Annotated in this window: 19 protein-coding genes; 15 read left to right on the top strand and 4 right to left on the bottom strand. The window is 64.7% G+C overall.

Annotated elements, in window-relative coordinates; translation table 11 throughout:
- Positions 1 to 114: 114 nt before the first annotated feature.
- Positions 115 to 1,512, bottom strand: a complete 1,398-nt coding sequence (locus tag AC1P6P_RS03265; RefSeq protein WP_481401004.1) for a glycoside hydrolase family 28 protein — start codon at positions 1,510 to 1,512, stop codon at positions 115 to 117.
- Between the two features lie 129 nt (positions 1,513 to 1,641).
- Between AC1P6P_RS03265 and AC1P6P_RS03260 the strand changes: the two genes are divergently transcribed.
- Together AC1P6P_RS03260 and AC1P6P_RS03255 are read left to right on the top strand one after the other, a co-directional pair.
- Complete coding sequence (locus AC1P6P_RS03260; RefSeq protein ID WP_481401003.1) at positions 1,642 to 2,628, top strand: GNAT family N-acetyltransferase; 987 nt, start codon at positions 1,642 to 1,644, stop codon at positions 2,626 to 2,628.
- Positions 2,621 to 3,418 (top strand): class I SAM-dependent DNA methyltransferase, encoded by a 798-nt coding sequence (locus tag AC1P6P_RS03255; RefSeq protein WP_481401002.1) that lies wholly within the window; start codon positions 2,621 to 2,623, stop codon positions 3,416 to 3,418. The genes AC1P6P_RS03260 and AC1P6P_RS03255 overlap by 8 nt, the downstream gene beginning before the upstream one ends.
- 3 nt (positions 3,419 to 3,421) lie before the next feature.
- On the opposite strand, the gene AC1P6P_RS03250 is transcribed toward AC1P6P_RS03255, so the two are convergent.
- Positions 3,422 to 3,694: a DUF2934 domain-containing protein gene (locus tag AC1P6P_RS03250; RefSeq protein WP_481401001.1), complete on the bottom strand. Its 273-nt coding sequence runs from the start codon at positions 3,692 to 3,694 to the stop codon at positions 3,422 to 3,424.
- A 252-nt stretch (positions 3,695 to 3,946) separates the two neighbouring features.
- Between AC1P6P_RS03250 and AC1P6P_RS03245 the strand changes: the two genes are divergently transcribed.
- From AC1P6P_RS03245 to AC1P6P_RS03195, 11 genes are all read left to right on the top strand, one after another.
- Positions 3,947 to 4,651: an ABC transporter ATP-binding protein gene (locus AC1P6P_RS03245; protein WP_481401000.1), complete on the top strand. Its 705-nt coding sequence runs from the start codon at positions 3,947 to 3,949 to the stop codon at positions 4,649 to 4,651.
- On the top strand, positions 4,651 to 6,054 hold the full coding sequence (locus tag AC1P6P_RS03240) for an ABC transporter permease (protein ID WP_481400999.1): 1,404 nt from the start codon (positions 4,651 to 4,653) through the stop codon (positions 6,052 to 6,054). Before AC1P6P_RS03245 ends, AC1P6P_RS03240 begins: the two co-directional genes overlap by 1 nt.
- Positions 6,055 to 6,064: 10 nt before the next feature.
- Positions 6,065 to 7,372, top strand: a complete 1,308-nt coding sequence (locus AC1P6P_RS03235; protein WP_481400998.1) for an ABC transporter permease — start codon at positions 6,065 to 6,067, stop codon at positions 7,370 to 7,372.
- Positions 7,373 to 7,379: 7 nt separating this feature from the next.
- On the top strand, positions 7,380 to 8,153 hold the full coding sequence (locus tag AC1P6P_RS03230) for an outer membrane lipoprotein-sorting protein (RefSeq protein ID WP_481400997.1): 774 nt from the start codon (positions 7,380 to 7,382) through the stop codon (positions 8,151 to 8,153).
- A complete protein-coding gene (locus AC1P6P_RS03225; RefSeq protein WP_481400996.1) occupies positions 8,153 to 9,523 on the top strand; it encodes a hypothetical protein in 1,371 nt (456 codons plus the stop codon). Before AC1P6P_RS03230 ends, AC1P6P_RS03225 begins: the two co-directional genes overlap by 1 nt.
- Before the next feature lie 134 nt (positions 9,524 to 9,657).
- Positions 9,658 to 10,620 carry a sulfotransferase family protein gene (locus AC1P6P_RS03220; protein WP_481400995.1) on the top strand — a complete coding sequence of 321 codons (963 nt, stop codon included), beginning with the start codon at positions 9,658 to 9,660 and terminating at the stop codon, positions 10,618 to 10,620.
- A 2-nt stretch (positions 10,621 to 10,622) separates the two neighbouring features.
- The gene (locus AC1P6P_RS03215; protein WP_481400994.1) at positions 10,623 to 12,836 is read left to right on the top strand and encodes a glycosyltransferase; all 2,214 of its coding nucleotides are present in this window, start codon (positions 10,623 to 10,625) and stop codon (positions 12,834 to 12,836) included.
- Positions 12,833 to 13,834: a glycosyltransferase family 4 protein gene (locus AC1P6P_RS03210; RefSeq protein WP_481400993.1), complete on the top strand. Its 1,002-nt coding sequence runs from the start codon at positions 12,833 to 12,835 to the stop codon at positions 13,832 to 13,834. The genes AC1P6P_RS03215 and AC1P6P_RS03210 overlap by 4 nt, the downstream gene beginning before the upstream one ends.
- A 368-nt stretch (positions 13,835 to 14,202) precedes the next feature.
- Positions 14,203 to 14,541, top strand: coding sequence for a sugar transferase (locus AC1P6P_RS03205; protein WP_481400992.1), 339 nt, complete (start codon positions 14,203 to 14,205; stop codon positions 14,539 to 14,541).
- Between the two features lie 10 nt (positions 14,542 to 14,551).
- Positions 14,552 to 15,625 carry a glycosyltransferase family 4 protein gene (locus tag AC1P6P_RS03200; RefSeq protein WP_481400991.1) on the top strand — a complete coding sequence of 358 codons (1,074 nt, stop codon included), beginning with the start codon at positions 14,552 to 14,554 and terminating at the stop codon, positions 15,623 to 15,625.
- Entirely contained in the window at positions 15,622 to 15,840 is a 219-nt protein-coding gene (locus AC1P6P_RS03195; protein ID WP_481400990.1) for a hypothetical protein, read from the top strand. The genes AC1P6P_RS03200 and AC1P6P_RS03195 overlap by 4 nt, the downstream gene beginning before the upstream one ends.
- On the opposite strand, the gene AC1P6P_RS03190 is transcribed toward AC1P6P_RS03195, so the two are convergent.
- Complete coding sequence (locus tag AC1P6P_RS03190) at positions 15,815 to 16,726, bottom strand: right-handed parallel beta-helix repeat-containing protein (RefSeq protein ID WP_481400989.1); 912 nt, start codon at positions 16,724 to 16,726, stop codon at positions 15,815 to 15,817. The genes AC1P6P_RS03195 and AC1P6P_RS03190 overlap by 26 nt on opposite strands.
- A 108-nt stretch (positions 16,727 to 16,834) precedes the next feature.
- Between AC1P6P_RS03190 and AC1P6P_RS03185 the strand changes: the two genes are divergently transcribed.
- On the top strand, positions 16,835 to 17,734 hold the full coding sequence (locus AC1P6P_RS03185; RefSeq protein WP_481400988.1) for a hypothetical protein: 900 nt from the start codon (positions 16,835 to 16,837) through the stop codon (positions 17,732 to 17,734).
- On the opposite strand, the gene AC1P6P_RS03180 is transcribed toward AC1P6P_RS03185, so the two are convergent.
- Positions 17,731 to 19,695 carry a hypothetical protein gene (locus tag AC1P6P_RS03180; protein ID WP_481400987.1) on the bottom strand — a complete coding sequence of 655 codons (1,965 nt, stop codon included), beginning with the start codon at positions 19,693 to 19,695 and terminating at the stop codon, positions 17,731 to 17,733. The genes AC1P6P_RS03185 and AC1P6P_RS03180 overlap by 4 nt on opposite strands.
- Before the next feature lie 126 nt (positions 19,696 to 19,821).
- Between AC1P6P_RS03180 and AC1P6P_RS03175 the strand changes: the two genes are divergently transcribed.
- On the top strand, positions 19,822 to 20,347 hold a 526-nt coding region (locus AC1P6P_RS03175; protein WP_481400986.1), incomplete at its 3' end, for a GNAT family N-acetyltransferase.

Raw genomic sequence — 20,347 nt, 5'->3', positions numbered from 1 at the left:
GCACGGAGACCGTGGGGGAAGTCCGGCGTAAGCCGGGTAGGGGGTTCGTGGTATTGGAGCCCCCTTTGGCGCTTCGCGCCACTTCCCCCGCACGCACTGTGCAAGTGGAGAGTGTTATTCGCGCGCGGGGGCAGAAACTACCGGCTTGCCGTTGACCTTGACGGCGTTGAATTTCACGCCGCGGACGTGGCGGACGATGATGCCTTCGGCGACCTTGTTGAAATCGCAATGGTCGAGCGACAGGTCTTCCACGATGGCGTTCGGCAGGCCCTCGGCGTCGATGGCGTAGCGGCTTTTGCCGCTGACGACGGTCGAGACATAAACGCCCTTCAGCACCGGATGGAACGGGCCATCAGCGCCTTCCTCGTAGTTGAAGTCGATGGCGAGGACGGCATGCGCCACCTGGCCGACGACGATGTTGCGAAAATGGAAATTGCCGAGCACGCCGCCGCGCATGGCGTTGTTCTTGATCCGGAGCGCGCTGGCGAGGTCGGGGCTGTCCATGCGGCAGTTCTCGGCGAAGACATTCTTCACGCCGCCGGTGATCTCGCTGCCGACGGTGACGCCGCCGTGGCCGTCCTTCATGGTGCAGCCGCGGATGACGATGTTTTCCGACGGCACCGCAATGCGCCGGCCATCGCCGTTGCGGCCGGATTTGATGGCGATGCAATCGTCGCCGGTGTTGAACGAGCAGCCTTCGATCAGCACGTCGCGGCAGCATTCGGGATCGCAGCCGTCGGTGTTGGGGCCGATGCTGTCGATGGTGAGACCCTTCACCGTCACCGACTGGCATAGCACCGGATGCACTTCCCAGAACGGCGCGTTCCGGATGGTGACGCCTTCGATCAGCACGTTGCGGCATCTCGTCGGTTCGAAGAAGCCGGGGCGCAGATAGCTGCCGTCGCCGAACACGCGCTCGTTGACCGGGGTGCCGGCTTCGCCCATCGCGAACAATTTCCTGCGCGCTTCGGCCTGATTGGGCGCGCCCGCGCGCCAGCCGAATTTGCCGATGCCTTTCCACGGCCACCAGAACACGTTGGAGGCCTGGCCATCGAGCGTGCCGCCGCCGGTCACCGCGATGTTCTCCGCCTCCCAGGCATAGATCAGCGGCGAGTAGTTCATGCACTCGACGCCCTCCCAGCGCGTCGGCACCAGTGGCAGGTAATCGGCGGTGTCGGTCGAAAAGCGCACCGTGGCGCCGCGCGAGACGACGAGGTTGACGTTGCTCTTGAGATGGATCGGGCCGGTCAGCCAAACGCCTTCCGGCACCACCACGCGACCGCCGCCGGCCGCGGAGCAGGCCGCAATCGCCTTGACGAAGGCCTCGGTGCACTTGGTCCGGGCGCTGGCGCCGAAATCGGTGATCGGGAAATCACGCGCCGGAAAACTGGGCCGCACGATACGCGCGACGATGCGATCAGCCTCCGCCCACGGATCATTGGCGGCGGCGGCGAGCGGTGTGATGACACCGGTGGCAGCAATGGTCTGCAGCAGGCGCCGACGGGTGGTCATGGATGTCTCCGGGTGGGATCGCGGCGCCAAGCTTAGGGCCCGCGCACCAGCCTGTCATCGCGGCGCCGTGGCGGCATTCTGTCCCCGCAACGATCGGCGGCGGCGAACGTTGTCACGGCGGAAATGAAAATGGTGAAGGCGATGCAATTTGTCCGCCGGCAACGCGCGAACGCCGAAACCTTCATCACCGATGCGGCCGGGCTGGTGGCGTTGAAGCCGGCATGGCGCGATCTGTGGCGGCGGTCGCCGTCTGCAACGCCGTTCCAGAGCCCCGATTGGCTGCTGCCGTGGTGGGACGTGTTTGCCCCGGGCGAGTTGCGGGTGATCGCGGTACACGAAGACGGCGCCTTGAGGGGTTTGGCGCCGCTCTATCGCGACGGCACGCGGCTCTTTCCGCTCGGCGTGTCGCTATCCGATTACGTCGACATTCTCGCGTCCCCTGCGGCGCTGGCAGCGATCGCCGCGGCGCTGGCGGCGATGGCCGATGTCGAGGAGTGCGTCTTCGACGAGGTGCGGCCGGGCGCGGCGGTGCTGGGGCTGGAAGTCGCCGGCTTTTCTGAGCGCATGGCAAGCGCCAGCGCGTGCCCGTTGCTTGAGCTTGCGGGCGGATGGAAAGCGGCGGTCTCGGCGTCAGCGCAGCGCCATTTGCGCACGGCACGACGGCGGGCGGCCCGGCGGGGAGAATGCGTCATCCTCGAAGGCGACGCCGACAATGGGTTGGCGCTGGTCGCGGAGTTGAAACGGTTGAACGATCTGCGCCACCAGCACAGCGTGTTTTCCGATCCGCGGGTGGAGGCGTTTCATGTTGCGGCGCTGCCGGGTTTGATCGAGCAGGGCTTGGTGCGGCTGTATGCGCTCACCATCGGCGACGCCATGGCGGCGGTGTATTGCGGTTTTCTGCACGGAACCCGCGCCTATGCCTATCTCGGCGGTTTCGATCCGGCGTTTGCCTACGAAAGTCCGGGCTCGATCCTGCTCGGCCACGCCGTCATGGCGGCGGCGAACGAGGGCGCGCAGGTGTTCGATTTCCTGCGCGGCAGCGAAGCTTACAAGTATGATTGGGGCGCCCGCGACCGCTTCAATGTTCGTTTTACGCTGGCCCGGCGCCATGCCTGACGATCCGCCCAATGTCGCGCTGATCCATCTGTTCGCCGCATGCGGCAGCGAGGCGGAAGCGCGCGAGCGCCTGACGGCAATGCTGGCGGATGCCGCCGCCCGGACGCGTGCGGAACGCATGCTGGCGTTGTGGCAGCGCCATCCCGGCGCCTATGCCCGGGTGTGCAAGATCGACACCATCGCCCGGCGGGGCGCGGCGTGGAGCGAGGTGTTCGACGCCGCCGCGGCGATCGATCCGTGTACGGCGGTGGCGCTCTATTGCCTCGGCGACGCGACGCTCTTGCAGGCGGCGACCGACGAACTCGTACGCGTGTTGCAGCGTTGGGACGTGCTGGCGCCCGACCGCATCGTGCTCGATTTCGGTTGCGGTACCGGTCGCATCGCCGCCGCGATTGCGCCGCTGGTCGGGCGGGTCTTGGGCGTCGATTGCTCGGCCCGCATGGTCGATGTCGCGCGTGCCGCCGTTTCGCGTCACGCCAACGCCGCCATCATCCACGCCGCGGCGCCGTCCGACCTCAGCGGCGACCGGTTCGACCTCGTGCTGGCGGTGGATTCGATGCCCTATGTCGTGCAGTCCGGCGAGGCCGAGGCGCTGTGGCGGGAGGTGACGGCGCTGCTCAATGCGGACGGCGTGTTCGTGATCTTCAACTATTCCTATCGCGGCGATGCGGCCCGCGATGTGGCGGAGGTCGAGCGGCTGGCCCAGCGCAACGGCCTCGCGGTGGAACGCGCCGGGACGCAGGATCTCGGTCTGTGGGACGGGCGCGCCTTCGTGATGCGCAAGCAGTAGCCGTTATCGCCGCCGCGGTGCAACGCCCGGCGTGTTGAGGCCGTCCGGTTTTTCGAAACCCGGAGTAGGGGAGGAGGATTCCGCGCCTTGGTGCACCGTCATGTTGGCGGCGGGGACGTCATTGACGCCGGCCTGGTGCGCCTGGGCGCCCTCTTTCATCTCGCGTTCGATCTGCTGGCGGGCGCGGTCCCAGTGTTCGGCATCGTGACCCAGCGGGCGGCCTTCGCTGATCCAGATATGAAAGGCGCGCTCCCTGATGCGCTCGTCATTGTCCATTTTGAGTCTCCATTCGTGTGGTGCAGGAACGCCTGGAACGGCCCTCCGGCTCCCCCTTACGGCGGGAAAAGGCAAAGGATTTCCAATGCTTCGCCGCTCACGAAAAAGCGACTTGAAGCAGAATACTCTACGATATAGAGTAATCTGCATGTAGTGATGGTTATGTTCCCGATCCCCTCGCGGAGCTGCCTCACTTTAGGGCATGATTTCAACCAATCCGGGTTTCACCGGAATCTTGGGGAGGGTGGTCCAGTGGCAGATAGTGCAGCGCCGGTCGTCGCTTTGCATAACGTCGTGAAGACCTATGACGACGATGGTCTCAAGGTCACCGCGATCAACGGCATCTCGATGGACATCCCGCGGAAGCGGTTCGCGATGATCGTCGGCCCCTCGGGCAGCGGCAAGACGACGTTGCTCAACCTGATCGGCTGCATCGACAAGCCGACGACCGGAACCATCACGGTCGCAGGCGAGGCGGTCGGCAAACTCTCCGATAACAAGACCACCGATTTCCGTGCCCGCAACATCGCTTTCATCTTCCAGAACTTCAGCCTCTATCCAGTGCTGTCGGCCTACGAGAACGTCGAATATCCGCTGCTATTGATCGGCATGAAGCCCGCGGAACGGCGTGAGCGCACCATGGGCATGCTGGCGGCGGTCGGGCTCGCCGATCAGGCCAAGCAGCGCCCCAACCAGCTTTCCGGCGGCCAGAAGCAGCGCGTCGCCATCGCCCGCGCCCTGGTCAAGCATCCCGAGATCGTCCTCGCCGACGAGCCGACCGCCAACCTCGACAGCCAGACCGGCGCCCAGATCATCGAACTGATGCGCAAGATGCAGCACGAGCAGGAAGTCAGCTTCATCTTCGCCAGCCACGACCCGCAACTGATCAGCCACGCCGAAGAGACCTACATCATCCGCGACGGCAAACTGGTCGACCAGCGTTCGGAGGGCATGTGATGGCCCTGTTCAAGATCGCCTTCCGCAACATCCTGCGCAACGGCAGGCGCTCGCTGATGACCGCGTCGGCGATCGCGGTCGGCGGCATCGCGATGATCCTGTTCGGCGAATACAACGATTTCGCCTTTCTCGGCCTGCAGATGCAGGCGGTGACCGCCTCGGGTCACCTGTCGGTGTTCGAAAAGGACTATTTCGAATTCGGCAGCGGCAATCCGGCCGGCTATTCGATCTCCGGCTACAAGAAGGTGATCGGGCTGATCGAAAACGATCCCGAGCTGAAGCCGCTGGTCAATGTGGTGACGCCGACGGTGTCGCTGTTCGGCATCGCCGGCAATTTCTCGGTCGATGCGTCGAAGACTTTCTTCGGCACCGGTTTCGTGCCGTCGGACCGCGACCGCATGCGCCATTGGGACGAATATCATCTGCGCCCGGCCGACATGACGTTCTCGCCGCTCGGCGTCAGCGATAACGAGCCCGCCAAGGGAATCGTCGGTCAGGGCCTGGCGCGCGTGCTCGGCCTGTGCGCGCCGCTGAAGGTTCCGAACTGCCCGGCGATGCCGAAGCAGGCCGAGACCGTCGCGACCAATGCGCCGGCGCTGTCGGTCAATCTCGACGAGCTCACCGCTCGCGACCGCACGCCGGCCGAAGCCGCCCAGCCGACCGAGCCGCGCCTCGATCTGCTCGGCGCCACCGCCAACGGTTCGCCCAACGTCGTCAACTTCTACGTCACCGAGGCGCAGAATCAGGGCATCAAGGAACTCGACGACGCCTTTGTCGGCATGCACATCGACCTGGCGCAGCAGCTGCTCTACGGCCGCGGCGAGCACAAGGCGGTGTCGATCCAGATTCAGCTGCACCGCACCGAAGACATCGAACGGGCCAAGGCGCGGCTGAACGCGCTGTTCGCCGAGAACAGGCTGCCGCTGGAAGTGCACGATTTCACCGAACTGTCGGCGTCCTACGTGCAGATCAAGAATTTCCTGTCGGTGATGTTCACCTTCCTCGCCGTGATCATGCTGATGATCGTGATCTTCACGGTCGTCAACACCATGACCATGAGCGTGATGGAGCGCGTCAACGAGATCGGCACCGCCCGCGCCATGGGCGTACGCCGCAGCGGCATCCGCCGCCTGTTCGTGATCGAAGGCTTCCTGCTCGGCGTGATCGGCGCCACGGCGGGCGTCGTGCTGGCTTCGGTGCTGTCCACCTGGTTCAACCACGCCGGCATCATGTACACGCCGCCGGGGCAGGCGCGGCAGGTTCCGGTGCGGCTGCTGACCGGCGATTATGTACTGCTCTATCGCGTCTGGATCGGACTGGTGGTGATCGCCACGCTCGGCGCCCTGGTGCCGGCCGGACGCGCCGCCAAGATGAAGGTCGTCGACGCCTTGCGCCACGTTTGAGGGGAAAGTCGTGATCAAGATTGCGTTCCGCAACGTCCTGCGCAATGGACGCCGGTCCCTGATGACGATCCTGGCGATCGTGGTCGGCGCCACCGCGCTGGTTCTGCTCGGCGAGTACAACAACCTCGTCCGCGTCGGCATGGAAACCAACATCGTGCGCAGCATGGGCCATTTCGGCATCTTCAAGAGGGGCTATTTCGAATACGGCAGCGGCAAGCCGGCGGCCTACAGCATCGACGACTACGAGCATGCCGTCGCGCTGCTGCGCCGCGATCCCGAACTGAAGGCGATGACGACGATGGTGACGCCGCGCGTTTCCCTCGGCGGCATCGTCGGCAATGCGGCGGTCGACAAGTCCAAGACGTTCTTCTCGACCGGCGTGGTGCCGTCGGAAAAGAACGTGATGGGCAAGTGGGACGGCTACGCCATCGATCTCGGGCCCTACGATATCGGCCTCAAGGACGATCAGCCCGATCGCGCCACCGTCGGCATCGGGCTGGCGCGTATTCTCGGCCTGTGCGCGCAGAACCGGCTCACCGGCTGTCATGCCGCCGACATGGGCGGCGACGCCGCCAAGCCCGCCCAGTTGCAGCTTCTCAGCGGCAGCGGCGGCGCACCCAACGTCGTCAACGTTACGGTGGTGCGGGCGATCAACCAGGGCGCCAAGGAGGCCGACGACAGTTATGTCGGACTCAATTTCAAGCTGGCGCAGCAGCTGCTGTACGGCGGCAGCACTCATAAGGCGGTGTCGATCGCGGTGCAGCTGAAGTCGAGCGCTGACATGGCGCGGGCGCGGGCGCGCCTGACGGAGCTGTTCGCCGCCAACCATCTTGATCTCGAGCTGCGCGATTTCCGCGAGATGTTCCCGATGTATCAGCAGATCCTCGGCTATTTTCAGGCGATGTTCGTGTTCATCGGCGTGGTGATGGCGATCGTCGTCGGCTTCACCATCGCCAACACCATGGGCATGAGCGTGATGGAGCGGACCAACGAGATCGGCACCAGCCGTGCCATGGGCGTGCGCCGCAGCGGCGTTCGCCGCCAGTTCCTGCTCGAAGGCGCATTGCTCGGCGTGCTCGGGGCTGCGGCGGGCATTGTCGTAGCGCTGGGCGTGACCTATGTCATCAATCACGCCGGCATAACCTATACGCCGCCGGGCGCAGCCGAACCCGACCGGCTCTATCTCCTCACCAAGGGCAATGGTCCGCTGCTCGTGACGGTGTGGAGCATTCTGGTGATCGTCGCTACGCTCGCATCCCTCGTTCCCGCAACCCGCGCGTCACGCCTGCCGGTGGTCGACGCTCTCCGTCATGTGTGAGGACATCATGAAGAATCTTATGATCGGTCTGGCCGTCGCCGTCGCTCTGGCGGTCGGCGCCCGCGCGGCGGAACCGACGGCGCAGGAAATCATCGCCAAGGTCGACGAAGGCCGCAATCCGGGGCAGGGCTTCCGGGTCGTCAACAACCTCACCGAGTACGTGAACAAGCAGCCGCGCAACAGCATGCAGCTGGTCGTGTTCTCGGTGCAGAACCGGACGACACACCAGTACAACAATCTCGTGCGCTACGTGCTGCCGGTGCGCGATGCCGGCAAGATGGTGCTGATGAACGGCTCCAACATGTGGTTCTACGATCCGTCGTCGAAGGCCTCGGTCCGTATCTCGCCGCAGCAGCGCCTGCTGGGGCAGGCTTCCAACGGCGACGTCGCCACCGTCAATCTCGCCAAGGATTACGCGGCGCGCCTGCTCGGAGAGGAAACGCTGCTTGATGCCGACGGCCAGAGCCGTGCCTGCTGGCACCTGGAACTGAAGGCCGCGAGCGACGAGGCGGTCTACAGTCGCGTCGAATACTGGGTGGAAAAAGGCACCTTCCACCAGATCAAGGGCAAGTTCTATTCCGACAGCGGCCGGCTGCTGAAGATCGCCTACTATCACAAATTCACCCCGATGCTCGGCCGCATGGTGCCGGCGGAAACGATCGTGATCGATTCCGTCAACCAGAATTTGGTGACCACCATGGGGCTCTCCGACATGCGCTCGCAGGACGTGCCGGATTCGTGGTTCCAGCGCGATTTCCTGCCGCGCCTGAAGATCGACTGATGAAAACAGCGGCGCTCCTTGTTTCGGTTTGTGCGTTCGCGTTGCCGGCGGCGGCGCAGGAAAACGACGACCTCAGCCTCATTCCCGGCGCGATCCAGAATGCGCCTGCGGCCGAGGCGCCGGCGAAGGATCTCGGCAAGTATGCGCTGTCGAATGCATTCGGCTGGTACGGCTATCGCGGCACTCTTGCGGTGTCGCCGGGGGCGACCATTCCATCGCGCTGGAACGACCGCGTCAGCGCCGACGGGCTGGCGACCTTCAAGCTGTCCGACAGCGTGCGCCTGACCGCCAGCGATGTGCTGTCCGCCAGTTTCGCCGACGGCATCGGTTTTCCGCGCGAAGCCGTGCGCAACGATCTGCGCGAGTTGTACGTCACCTGGGACGCTGCGCCCGAGACCTATCTCGAAGCCGGGCGCATCAATGTCCGCTATGGCGTTGCCTTCGGCTACAATCCGACCGATTTCTTCCGCACGCGGACGAGTGTGGCGCAATCCTCATCCGATCCTGGGGCGTTGCGCAACAACCGCCTCGGCACCGTCATGGTGCGCGGCCAGCGTGTGTTCGACGGCGGCTCGTTCGAGCTGATCTATGCGCCCAAGCTGCACAGTCCGGTGGCGATGAACACGCTGGCGTGGCCGCTCGATCCCAAGATCGACCAGACCAACGGCAGCGACCGCATCTCCGCCGCGTATTCGTTCGAGCTTGAGGAGTTCAGCCCGCAGGTGCTCGCCTATTACGACAGCGGACGGCTGAAATTCGGTTTCAACGCCTCGCATCCGATCGGCGCCAGCATCATCGCCTATGCCAGCTGGGCCGGCGGCGAGGCGCCGAGCGTGGTGGTGGACGCCTTCGCCTTCGCCAAACGCACCCGCATGCTGCCGGCGTTCGTGCCGGTGCTGCCGCCGGTCGCCAGCGGCCGCGGTTTCAAGAACGACGTTTCCGCCGGCGCCTATTGGAATGGCGAAGACAAGGAAACCATCAGCATCGAATACAATTTCCATCAGGCCGGACTTTCGCCGCACAATTGGCGGGATTGGTTCGCGGTCGGCGCCGATCCGGCCGATGCCTCGCTGATGTGGCTGATCCGCGGCTATGCGGGCGACCGCCAGGACCCGATCAGCCGGCACGAGGCGTTCGTCCGCGCCGATTGGGTCGAGCCCTTCCACATCCTGCACGCCGACCTCAACGCCTATGTGATGACCAATCTCGCCGACGGCTCGTGCACTGGGCAGCTCGCGGGCGGTTACGATCTCTCCGACACCTGGAGCATCGGCGCCTATCTCAGCGCCACCACCGGCGGGCGTCGCAGCGAATGGGGCTCGCTGCGCGGCGCCACCAGCGCCATCGTGCAGGTTGTGCGCTACCTCTAGCGCTATGTGTTCCGCAACGGGTGCGTCAGCTTCGAAGTTGGCGCTGGGTTCCGCGTTTTTCGGCTGGTGCAGCGAAACGGCTTGATTTGCGCGCGCGTTTTTCGGATAGCGGCAGGCGCCCATGCGAGAGCGACATGCCCCGTCGGAAAGCCGAGCCATTCTTCATCGTCGGATCCGGTCGTTCCGGCACCACTTTGCTTCGAATGATCCTGGCTTCGCATTCGCGCCTGGCGATTCCGCCGGAAACCTATTTTCTCGATCCGCTGCTGAAACGGCTGCCCGCCTCGCGCCCGCTTTCGACCGAGGAAACCACGCGTGCCGTCGCCATCATCACCGGACATGGGCGCTGGCCCGACATGGGCATCGACACGACAGCATTTGCTTATGCCGCTGCGGCGCTGCATCGGCCATTGCTGCACGACATCGTCGAAATCGTTTATCGCACGCATCTGACGCGTGAAGGCAAGTCGCGCTGGGGTGACAAGACGCCGGCCTACATTCGCATCGTGCCGCAACTGGTGGGCTTGTACCCCGGCGCTCGTTTCATTCATCTCGTACGCGACGGCCGCGATGTCGCCAAATCGTTTCAATCGGTCGGCTGGTATGGACCGCTGCTCAACCGCAACATGGACGAATGGCTGGAAGCGGTGCGGCTGGCTGCGCGCTGGCAACAGACCGATGTCGCCGAGCGCATGCTGACGGTACGCTACGAGGATCTGGTGCGCGATACCGAGCCGACGGCGCGCCGCATCTGCGACTTTCTCGGCGAAGACTTCGAGCCCGCGATGCTGGGCTGGCAGGACAATGTCGAGCGCCTGGTGCCGCGGCGCGAGCTGCCCATTCACGCCAAGCTGCAGCGCAAACCGAACCTCGACGATATCGAACGCTGGCGCCGCGAAATGTCGTTCTTCGAACTCATGGTCGCCGAAGCGTTCATCGGCACCGAATTGGCGGCGACCGGTTATCCCTGCCGGTTTCGCAACTGGCCGGTGATGGCGCCGGTGCGCCTCTATTGCCGATTGGTCGCGCCGTTGGTGCACGCATTGCAACGACGGCTGGGCCCGCGCGCGCGCAATGCCGCCTCGGTCGGGAGCTGACCATGGCGAACCTCCTGCTCCTCAGCTACGCCTTTCAGCCCGACAACACGCCGGCGGCGGCGCGACCGAGCCAGTTGTTCCGCTATCTGCCCGAGTACGGAGTTGATCCGTTTGTGTTGGCATCGTCCGCCGACGGCAGCGTCAATCCGGAAAGCAAGGTGTGGCGGGTGCCATCGGCGCACGAACCGCTTCCGACCACGGCTGCCTCGTCGGCGGCGCGCGTTTTCATGCGGTTCGCCGCGCCCTACAACGACCGCCTGCCGTGGGTGCCGTATGCGGCGGCGGCGGCGGCACGATTGATCCGCGCCCGGAAGATCGACGCGATCTATTCAACCTCGCCGTTCCTGGCCTCGCACTTTGCCGCGCTGTGGCTGAAAGACCGTTTCGGACTGCCATGGATTGCCGATTTTCAGGACCCGATCTGCGACAATCCCTTCCGCAACCGCGGCTGGTTCTATCCCTACGATCCGATCATCGAGCGGCGCATTTTTGCCCGCGCCGACCGCCTGATCGCCAACACAGATGCCATCGCTGAGGTGTGGCGGGCGCGTTATCCTGCCCGGCGCGAGGCGATTTCGGTGCTGTGGAACAGTTTCGATCCCGATGAAACGGTGGCGCCGCTGCCGCCCGCGAGCCGCAGTCATCGCGTCCTCGCCCATATCGGCACGCTGTACGGCGGGCGCCATCCCGGTCAGCTGCTCGGTTCGCTGAAGCGGCTCGGCGTCGGGGCCGAAACGATCCGCGTGCACCTTATCGGTCCGATCGACGACGCGGTGCTGGCAACGCATGGCGCGAGTTTCGCGGCGATGGGCGAGGTGCTCGACGTCACCAACGCGCTGGTGCCGCGCGAACAGGCGTTGCGCGAGACCGCGTCCGCCGACTGCCTGCTGCTGCTCGACGTCAACGAACGCAACACGGCCTTCCAGGTGCCGTCGAAAGTGCTTGACTACATCCGCATCGGCAAGCCGATCCTTGCCTATACGCCGGCGGATTCGCCGGTCGATCGCATCCTGAAGGACAGCGGCATCGCCCATGTCGCGATCGCGCCCGATTTGCCGGAGGCGGAAGCCGATCGTCGCGTCGCGTCGTTTCTCAGGCTGCCATTGGCCTCGCGCGAGCCGTCAGCGTGGTTCTTCGAGAAATTTTCCGCCAAGACGCAAGCGCGCAGCGTTGCCGAACTGGTGCACGGTCTTGTCAAGGCGCCGCTGCTGAAGGCGCGGCCATCACTCGATCGCCCGCTGATCGTAACCACGGTCGATGCGGAAGAGGCGTTCGATTGGGACAAGCCGCTGTCGCGCGAATTCCGCAACGTCGCCTCGATGAACGAGCAGCACGTTCTGCATCGCGTCTTCGATCGTTTCGGCGTGGTGCCGATCTATTTCGTCACCTATCCGATCGTCAGCGAGCCGGAGGGCTATGGCTTCCTGGTCGAATGCCTGCGGCAAGGCCGCTGTCAGATCGGCGCGCAGCTGCATCCCTGGGTTACGCCGCCGTACGAAGAGGTGGTGAATGCCTATAACAGCTTCGCCGGCAATCTTGCGGAGGCGCTGGAGAAGGCGAAGCTGAAAACACTGACCGAAGCGATTGCGGCGCGCTTCGGCGTGCGGCCGGTGGCCTATCGCGCGGGACGCTATGGCGTCGGACCCAATACGGTGCGCGCGCTGGCCGCGCTCGGCTATCGCATCGATTCCAGCGTGGTGCCGGAGTTTTCCTATCACGCCACCGGCGGCCCGACGTTTTTCGGTCGCCCGACAAAACCGTATTGGCTCGATGCCGACCGGCGCGTGCTCGAATTGCCGCTGACGTCGACCTATATCGGGCACCTCGCCGGCGCCCATTGGCGTCATCTCGCCAACGGCCTGTTCGAGAACGACGCGCGGCACTCGCTGTCGCGCGCGCTGATGGCGCGCACCGGCTTGATGGAACGCATTCGCCTGACGCCCGAAGGCACCGATGTCTCCGACGCCAAACGGCTGGTGCGAGCCCTGCTGAAACGTGGCACGCGCGTTTTCACGCTGTCGTATCATACGCCGTCGCTGGTGCCGGGCAACACGCCCTATGTCCGCAGCCGCGCCGATCGTGACCGTTTTATCGGCTGGTTCGAGGAGTTCTACGAATTTTTCCTCGGCGAAGTCGGGGGCGCAACCGCAACCGTCAGCGATGTCTACGAACGGGCGCGCGCAGCCTGCGAGGAACCCGTCGCTGCCTTGCCATGAAACCGCACATCCTCCTGTTGCCCGCCAATCGCCTGCAAAAGAAGGGCGCGCCGCCGCCGCGCTTCCGAATTGCCGATGCGTTCGAGCGTCTGGGTTTTTCCGCCGAGGTGATGGACGTCAACGACGTACCGCGCAATCCCATCGCGCGCCGGCCATCGCTGTTCGCCAGCATCGATCCGTGGCGAGCGTTGAAAATTCTGTTCGCCCGGCGCCACGCGTACGCGCTGGTGTCGTACTACCAGTCGGGCGCGCTGCTGATCCTGGCGCTGCGGCGGCTGGTGCGATTCAAGCCGCTGGTGGTGATCGTCGATGTCGGCGACGACAGCAACTGGCCGCTACGCGCGCGTTTGGTCTCGTATTGTGTCAAGCGTGCCGATGCGGTGTTCAGTTTTGCTCGCGATCAGGCGGACCATCTCGTGGCACGCTATCCCGGTGCGCTGGTGAAGGTGTTGCCGCAGCAGATCGACACGCATTTCTTCACGCCGGGGGAGGGCGACGCCGGCTACATACTCGCGGTCGGCAACGATGTGTCGCGCGATTACGCGACCCTGGAAAAAGCGGTGCGCGGCCTCGATGTGCGCGTCAAGCTGCGGACTGACAAAGTCACGCCGTGGCAGCAGGCGACGAGCATCCCGCGTGGTACCGACGAGGATTTGCGCGATCTCTATCGCCGCGCCGCTATCGTCGTGGTGCCGCTGTTTGACATGCTGCATCCGGGTGGAATTTCGACGCTATTGGAAGCCTTCGCGTGCGGCAAGGCGGTAGTGGCATGTGCGGCGCGCGGCATCCGGGACTATCTGCAGCACGAAGAAAACTGCTTGGTCGTGCCGTGCGGCGATTCCGAGGCGATGGGCACGGCAATCGTCCGCTTGCTGCAGGATGAAGCGTTGCGGCAACGGTTGGGCTCGGCGGCGCGTGCCTTTGCGGAACGGGAGTTGTCACAGGATCGTTACGCCGAACGGCTGGCCGCAGCGTTAGCGACGTTGCGGCGGGTTTAGCGGCGTTATGGCAGACTCCGGGCGCTGCCCGCTGAGAAACAATCCCACCAGCGGTGCCGCCACCGCGGAAACTACGATCCAAAGTGCCAGCCAAAGTGCCAAAGCCCGTCTCCTTCAGGGCAGAAATGATAGCGCAACAGCTGTCTTTCCGTAACCTTCCTGCGAAAACGAGCCACAGGTTTCTGGATCGTGGCCCGCTCTTCCAATGTAATGCGCGGCGGCGTGATTGCGATCAACAATGCGTGTATCGCAAACAATAAAACTGACGGTGGCGTCAACGGCGCTCGGCGATTGCATTGCCCCACAAACTTGGTTCAACTTGCCGGCCCGGTCTGCGGCCGCGGCCTTCGAACAGCATGAGGAAACCGATGACCCGTCTCGGCGACATCATATTGGCTATGGTGCTTCTGTTCCTCTGTCTGCCCGTCATCGTCCTGGCTTCGTTTGTGGTTTGGTTGGAGGCAGCGTCGCTGCCGCTGGTGCGCGTGGGTCGGGTGACACGCGGCGGTCGCATCGTGCGCCTTTGGCGTTTCGGCGTGACGCGGCCGACGCGGCTTGGACCGAAACTCACGGTTACCGGGGCGCTGCTGTGCCGCTGGCATCTCGAACGAACTCCGCAATTGCTGAATGTCATCGCCGGCGATATTTCGCTGCTTGGAGCGCGGCCCGAAACGGCGCCGGTCCGAAAAGTGTTTGCCGAGCGCTGAACGCCGCACCATGACCAAAACCCTGTTGCATGTATTTCCGTCGTTTGCGGTGGGCGGCTCGCAGATGCGGTTTGCGACGCTCGCCAACCGTCTCGGCACGCGCCTCCGTCATATCGTGGTGGCGATGGATGGCCGCGAGGATTGCCGCGAGCGCTTGGATCCCGGTCTCGATGTGACGTTCATGCGCCCGCCACTGCGCCCGCGCGATACCTTCGGGAATTGGCGACGCTTTCGTGCGCTGTTGCGCAGCGTCCGGCCGCACCGGCTCGTCACCTACAACTGGGGAAGCATCGAGTGCGCCATGGCCAACTGGCCGGGCTTTACAGGTCACGTTCACATCGAAGACGGTTTCGGTCCCGAGGAGGCGAGCCGCCAGTTGCCGCGGCGCGTGCTGACGCGGCGATGCGTGCTGTCGCGCAGCACGGTGGTGCTGCCGTCACGGACACTTTATGCGCTCGCGTCGGACGTGTGGCGGTTGAAACCATCGGTGCTGCGGTATGTGCCAAACGGCGTCGATTGCCGCCGCTTCGGCGCGCCCGGCATCGTGCCGTATCGCTGGGACGGTGAAGGACCGATCATCGGCACGGTTGCGGCGCTGCGGCGGGAGAAGAACATCGTGCGGCTGCTGGAGGCGTTTCGCGCGGTGCGCGCGCGGGTGCCATGCCGCCTGCTGATTGCCGGCGACGGGCCCGAACGCGCGGCGTTGCAAGCGCATGCCGCCGGGCTCGGCGAAACCGTGCGGTTCGTCGGCCAGGTACGCGACACCGAAACGATCTACGCGGCGTTGTCGGTGCTGGCGCTGTCGTCGGATACCGAGCAGATGCCGACCGCCGTATTGGAAGCGATGGCGTCGAGCTTGCCGATCGTGTCCACTGCCGTGGGCGATGTGGCTGCGATGGTGGCCGACAAAAACCGCCCCTTCGTCACGCCGCCGGATGCGTTAGCGAACGCGCTGCTGCAGATGGTGAGCGATGCTTCCCGTGCGGCGGAAATCGGCAAGGCCAATCGCAACAAAGTCTGCCGCGATTACGGTGAGGATCGTATGGTGGCGGCGTACGAAGCGCTGTTTGGCGGAACCCCATGATCGGCGGCATTTTTTTCCTGGCATCCATCGTCGCGATTTTCATTGTGCTCAGATGGTGCCGCGACAACGACAAGCGGCCTGAGGGTGAACTCACCACCGGCCTGCTCGCCATGCCGCTGCCGGAGACCGACAAGCCGAAGGCACCCGAGCGCTGGACGCGTGACGCCGCATTGCGCAAGGCGGGGCAGGCTAATCCGAAAGCCCCGGCCCGCTGAGCGCGCGCGCCTCGCCGCGAATCGAATTGTCGATGAGCTGGGCGCGATCCTTGCCGGCGTTGCGCACGAACACCGTCGGCCGGCCGCGATTCACGAAGGTGTTGCCGCGGATGACGATCTCGCCCGGCTTGCGGTTGGCGCCTTCCTCTCCGATCGAGATCGCCGCCGAAGGGTTTTGCGTGCCGAGGCCTTTTTCCAGCGTGTTGCCGGTCATGATCAGGCTGCCGCCTTCGGGCACGTCGACGAGATAGCTCGAAGTTCCGCGCGGGCCGTCTTCGATGGTGTTGTCGACGATCTCGGTGCGCCGCGCCCGCGACTTGATGTGATGGCCAACCTGGGTATTGATGAAGCGCGAATGCTCGACGCGGAAAAGGCCGACAAATCCGGCGTAAATCGCATGCGCGCAACCCTTGCCCGCCAGGCAGGCGCCGTTGCCGTCGAAGGTGGAGCCTTTGACCAGCAACGTCGCGGCGGGATTGTTGGCAGCGAGAATGCCGTCCTGGTTGTCGCGAAAGGTGCAGCCGTCCACGGTGAGAAACAATCCGTTGGCGCGCACGCCAGAGCCGTTGCCTTCGCCAATCGCCGCGCCGGTGATCGTCAAGCCACGGAGGATCGCATGCGGCGCATTCACCACCAGGATGCCGGCGCCCTGGCAGATTGCCTGCGTCAGCACGGCGCCCTCTTCGCCTTCCACCACGAGATTGTCGGTCGTCCACGCGGCGCAATCGCGATAGGTGCCGGCGAGAATGTGCACGGTATCGCCGGGCTTGGCGGCGGCGATGGCCTGGCTCGGCAGCGCATAGGCTTGTCCCGCCCCTACCGTCAACGTCGCCGCTGCGGCATGGCTCATGAGGCTTGCGAAAATCAGGCCGCAAAGAAGTCTCACGCACGCTCCTGCTTGACGGGTGTCATGTCCGGCACTCTAACTGGCTGCGATGGCGGGAGCGAGTGACATGGCGGGCCGACGCGGGTTGCCGTTACGGGAGTGGCGATCGTGAGATTTCCCGGTCGCATCGTGCATCCGCGCTTCGCGCGCTTCCGCGATTACGCCATCGAACTGCAGCAGGTCGGGCAAGGCGTGTGGTCGGCTTTTCGCGCCCTTGATCTGTCCGTACACGCCGTTATGGACATCGCTGCCGGCTGGGCGCGTACGATCGGCGGCGTCGACAAGCCGTGGCTGACCTGGAACGTCGACAGCGACTGGTGCCTGGTGCAGCAGAAACTGGTGCGCGCCGCCGGCTGGACGCCGTTGATCGGCTTCGATCCGCGCATCGGACCGCCGCGCGAAACGGTTCCCGGCGCGGTGGTGTTCGATTTCAATGCCGCGCTCGGCCTGCCGCTGCTGTATCCGCATTTCCCGCTCGAGTTCGCGTTCCTGTTCACCGATCGGCTTGCCTTCTGGCATTCGGACCTGTTGATCCGGCCGGCGAAAATGGCGGCGCTGGCGCGCGTGTTCGAGGCGCTGCGCGACGGCGACACCGCCGCGTGCCATGCCGATCCCGGGTTGCGCCATCGCTATCTGCCGTGGCGCCAGCGTTATTGGGAACTCGTCGGCTGCACCACGCGGGCCGCAAGCCGCGATCAGTTCGACAAGGGTTGCGGCTGGTGGATGGCATATTGGGCCCATCCCAATCAACGCCGCGGTGCGCTGCTGCGGCGTTGGCGCTATTGGGACCACGGCGCCGGCATCTGGTACTGGCACAAGCAGGCCGGCGGGCATTGCATCGTGCTCGATGCGGGCGATTATGCCGAAGGCCATTGCAGCAAGATCGGCAAGGGCGATTATGTCGGCATGCGCGAGCCCAACGGCTCAGACGTGCGCCGCAACATGGGCGAGGAACTGGTGCGCCATTTCGATCTTGCGGACGCCTGCGCCCGGCTGGGGCTGGATTAATTCGCCCACGGAAGAATATCCCATTTGGGTTCGACGCCGCCGCGCGGCTGAACCGGGCGGTTCTTGAACTTGGTCCAGGCTTCGCGTGCTCCGGGCACGCCGGCATCCACCGCGGCGGCGAGAGCAGGCTGCATCTGGGCCGGATAGCCGCCGGGCGATGCGGAATCTCCCATCATCTCGCCGTTGGCGTGCAGTTTGAAGACGCGGGCCATGTCGTCGCTGGCGCAGGCGATTTGCGGGCCGTCGCGAAGCCCCTTGGGCAGATTGGCGACATAGGCTTCGGACCACGAGGCGATGAAATGATGCGGCCGGTCCATCACCTTCATGTAGTATTTCGTCGCCATAACGTAGCAATAGTCCGGATTGGTCATGCGCTGTACGGCGAAAACGCCTTTCCAGCGCGCGAAATTGCGCAATTCTCCGAATCCTAGGCCAACCGCGTATTGCGCCGCCCAGGTGAGGTAATCGTCCATCCACGGCGCCACCGAATCCGCCGCGTCGGAGGCACGCAAAGCGACATGAAAAATATTCGCCTGCGGATTATTGGCGTACGCCGCATCGTACCAATCGGCATTAGCCTTCATTTCCCGCAGCAACGGTCCCTTCAAGGGATCGCCGTCCGGCGTCACATAGGCCGCCTGGGCCAGCGTTCGCAGCGACCAGCCCTGACCGCGGATCTGGTCCCACCCGATCAGGCCTTTGGCGTAACCGTGATACTCCGGTGCCGTACCCCAGGCGTTCCATTGCGACCAGAACTGCAGCTCCTCGAGATAATAGCGCTCGCCGGTGACGAGGTAGGGCACGAAAGCGAGCGAAGGTTCGTGCGCCGGCTCGGCGGTGAACGGCTTCGACAGGCCGGCCAGATCGGCCAGCGGCAGGTTGCCGTTGCCGTGACCGACGAAATTGTAATGGGTGCTGATCTTCGGAAAATCCTCCGACGTTGATGGCCGGCCGGTCTTCTCGTTGCGGTAGTGCGACGGAAAGCTGCCGCTGAGGTCACCGGCGCTCAGCATGATCTCGGCAGCGTGGCGGTCCATGGTGAGAAGCCACGCCACCGTCCATCCCGGCAACGGACCGATGTCGGGGCGCTGTCCGGTGACCGGCATGGCGGGATAGATGATGCCGGTCTGCATCGGCCCGTGGTTTTTGGTGGCGAACTGGCGATAGCGCTCGCCCATGTCGATGTCGCGGGCCGCATAGTTGGGGATGGCGCGCGCCGCTTTGAGATCGGCGATATCGAAGCGCACGTTTGCATCGGCAGCTTGATCCCACCAGAACACCTGCCGCCAGCGCGTGCGCGACTGTTGCACGAGCTTGTCGCTGGCGAACACCTGTTTGCCGTGGCTCGTGATCGTCACCGCGTATTGATAGCTGCGCGGATTGGGCGCCCACGTCCAGGTGTTTTCGACATCGGCTTCGATCCGCAGCGGCTGGCCGGCACCGTAGCTTCGCAGCCCGAAGCGCACGCTCAAATTCGCATCGGGCTTGCCGGCCCCGTCGCGCAGCGGCGCCGCGTACCACCATTCCGACACCAGCGGACCGGAAAGCCACACCTCCGGTTTGCTGCGCGCCACGAGATCCCGCAACGAGGCGGTGAGCTTGCGGTCGCCGAGATCGAGCGTGATGCTGGTATCAAGGTCGGCCGGCAACGCCGACAGCGGCACGGGAGCACCGGCGGCAGGCGCGCCGGCGATCAACTGTATCGTAGCGTCAAGACGCGGCGCGATCACGGTGAAAATCGCGTGCCGCAACGAGCCGTCGCGGTTCTTTGCTTTGGCATCGACCTGCAACGGCAATGGCCTGCCTGAAGCGTCAGTCGCGGCAAGCGACGTTCCAGCCGGCACGGCGCCGGTCGCAAACACCATGGCGAAAGTGACCGGCACATCGCGGCCCGAGCCTTCCACCACCACGCGCGGAAGGGCAATCGCTGGCGACGCGAGAGTGCACAAAATCATCAGCATACGGCAAACGAGGCGCATGGATTGACCTGGTACGGTGGAGGGAGCTTAACATCGGATCATGCGTGGAGAGTACGGGGAATCGAACCGGGCGCAACAGGGCGCCGTGCTGCTATCGTTGGGGAAAGTGTGCACGCCTTACCAAACAGCCTGCGCAAGAACGACACGGTGACGTTCGCGCTCGAGCCGCTCGGCGATCTGCGCGTGCTGGAACGGTTGTGGCGGGCGCTGGATCGCAGCGGGGCGCATTCGTTTTTCGCCAGCTGGACGTGGATTTCGACGCTGCTGCAAACTGCCTCTGGAGACGTGCGCGTGATCAAGGCGATGCGCGGCGCGGCGCTGGCGGGTATTGCGGTGGTGACGATGACGCGAGGCTGGCATCGCAGCGCATGGTTCAACGCCAGCGGCGAGGCGGCGCTCGACGGCGTCATGATCGAGCACAACGGCTTTGCCGTTCCGGGCGCCGAAGACGATGTTCTGTGGGCTGATTTCGTGGGGTGGTTCGCAGCCGGCGGCCTTGGCGTCGAGGAATTGATCGTTCCGGGGATCGCGGCGCGCCGCGTGGCGGCGGACAACATCATCGTGGTGGAAGATTGCCGCCCGGCCTTCCGCACGCCGCTGGTCGGATTGGGGGCGGAGGGCATCGCGCCGAAAC

This window comes from Rhizomicrobium sp. (assembly GCF_056722145.1).
Note: the sequence above shows the minus strand (reverse complement) of the source record. Positions and strands in the feature narration are given on the sequence as shown.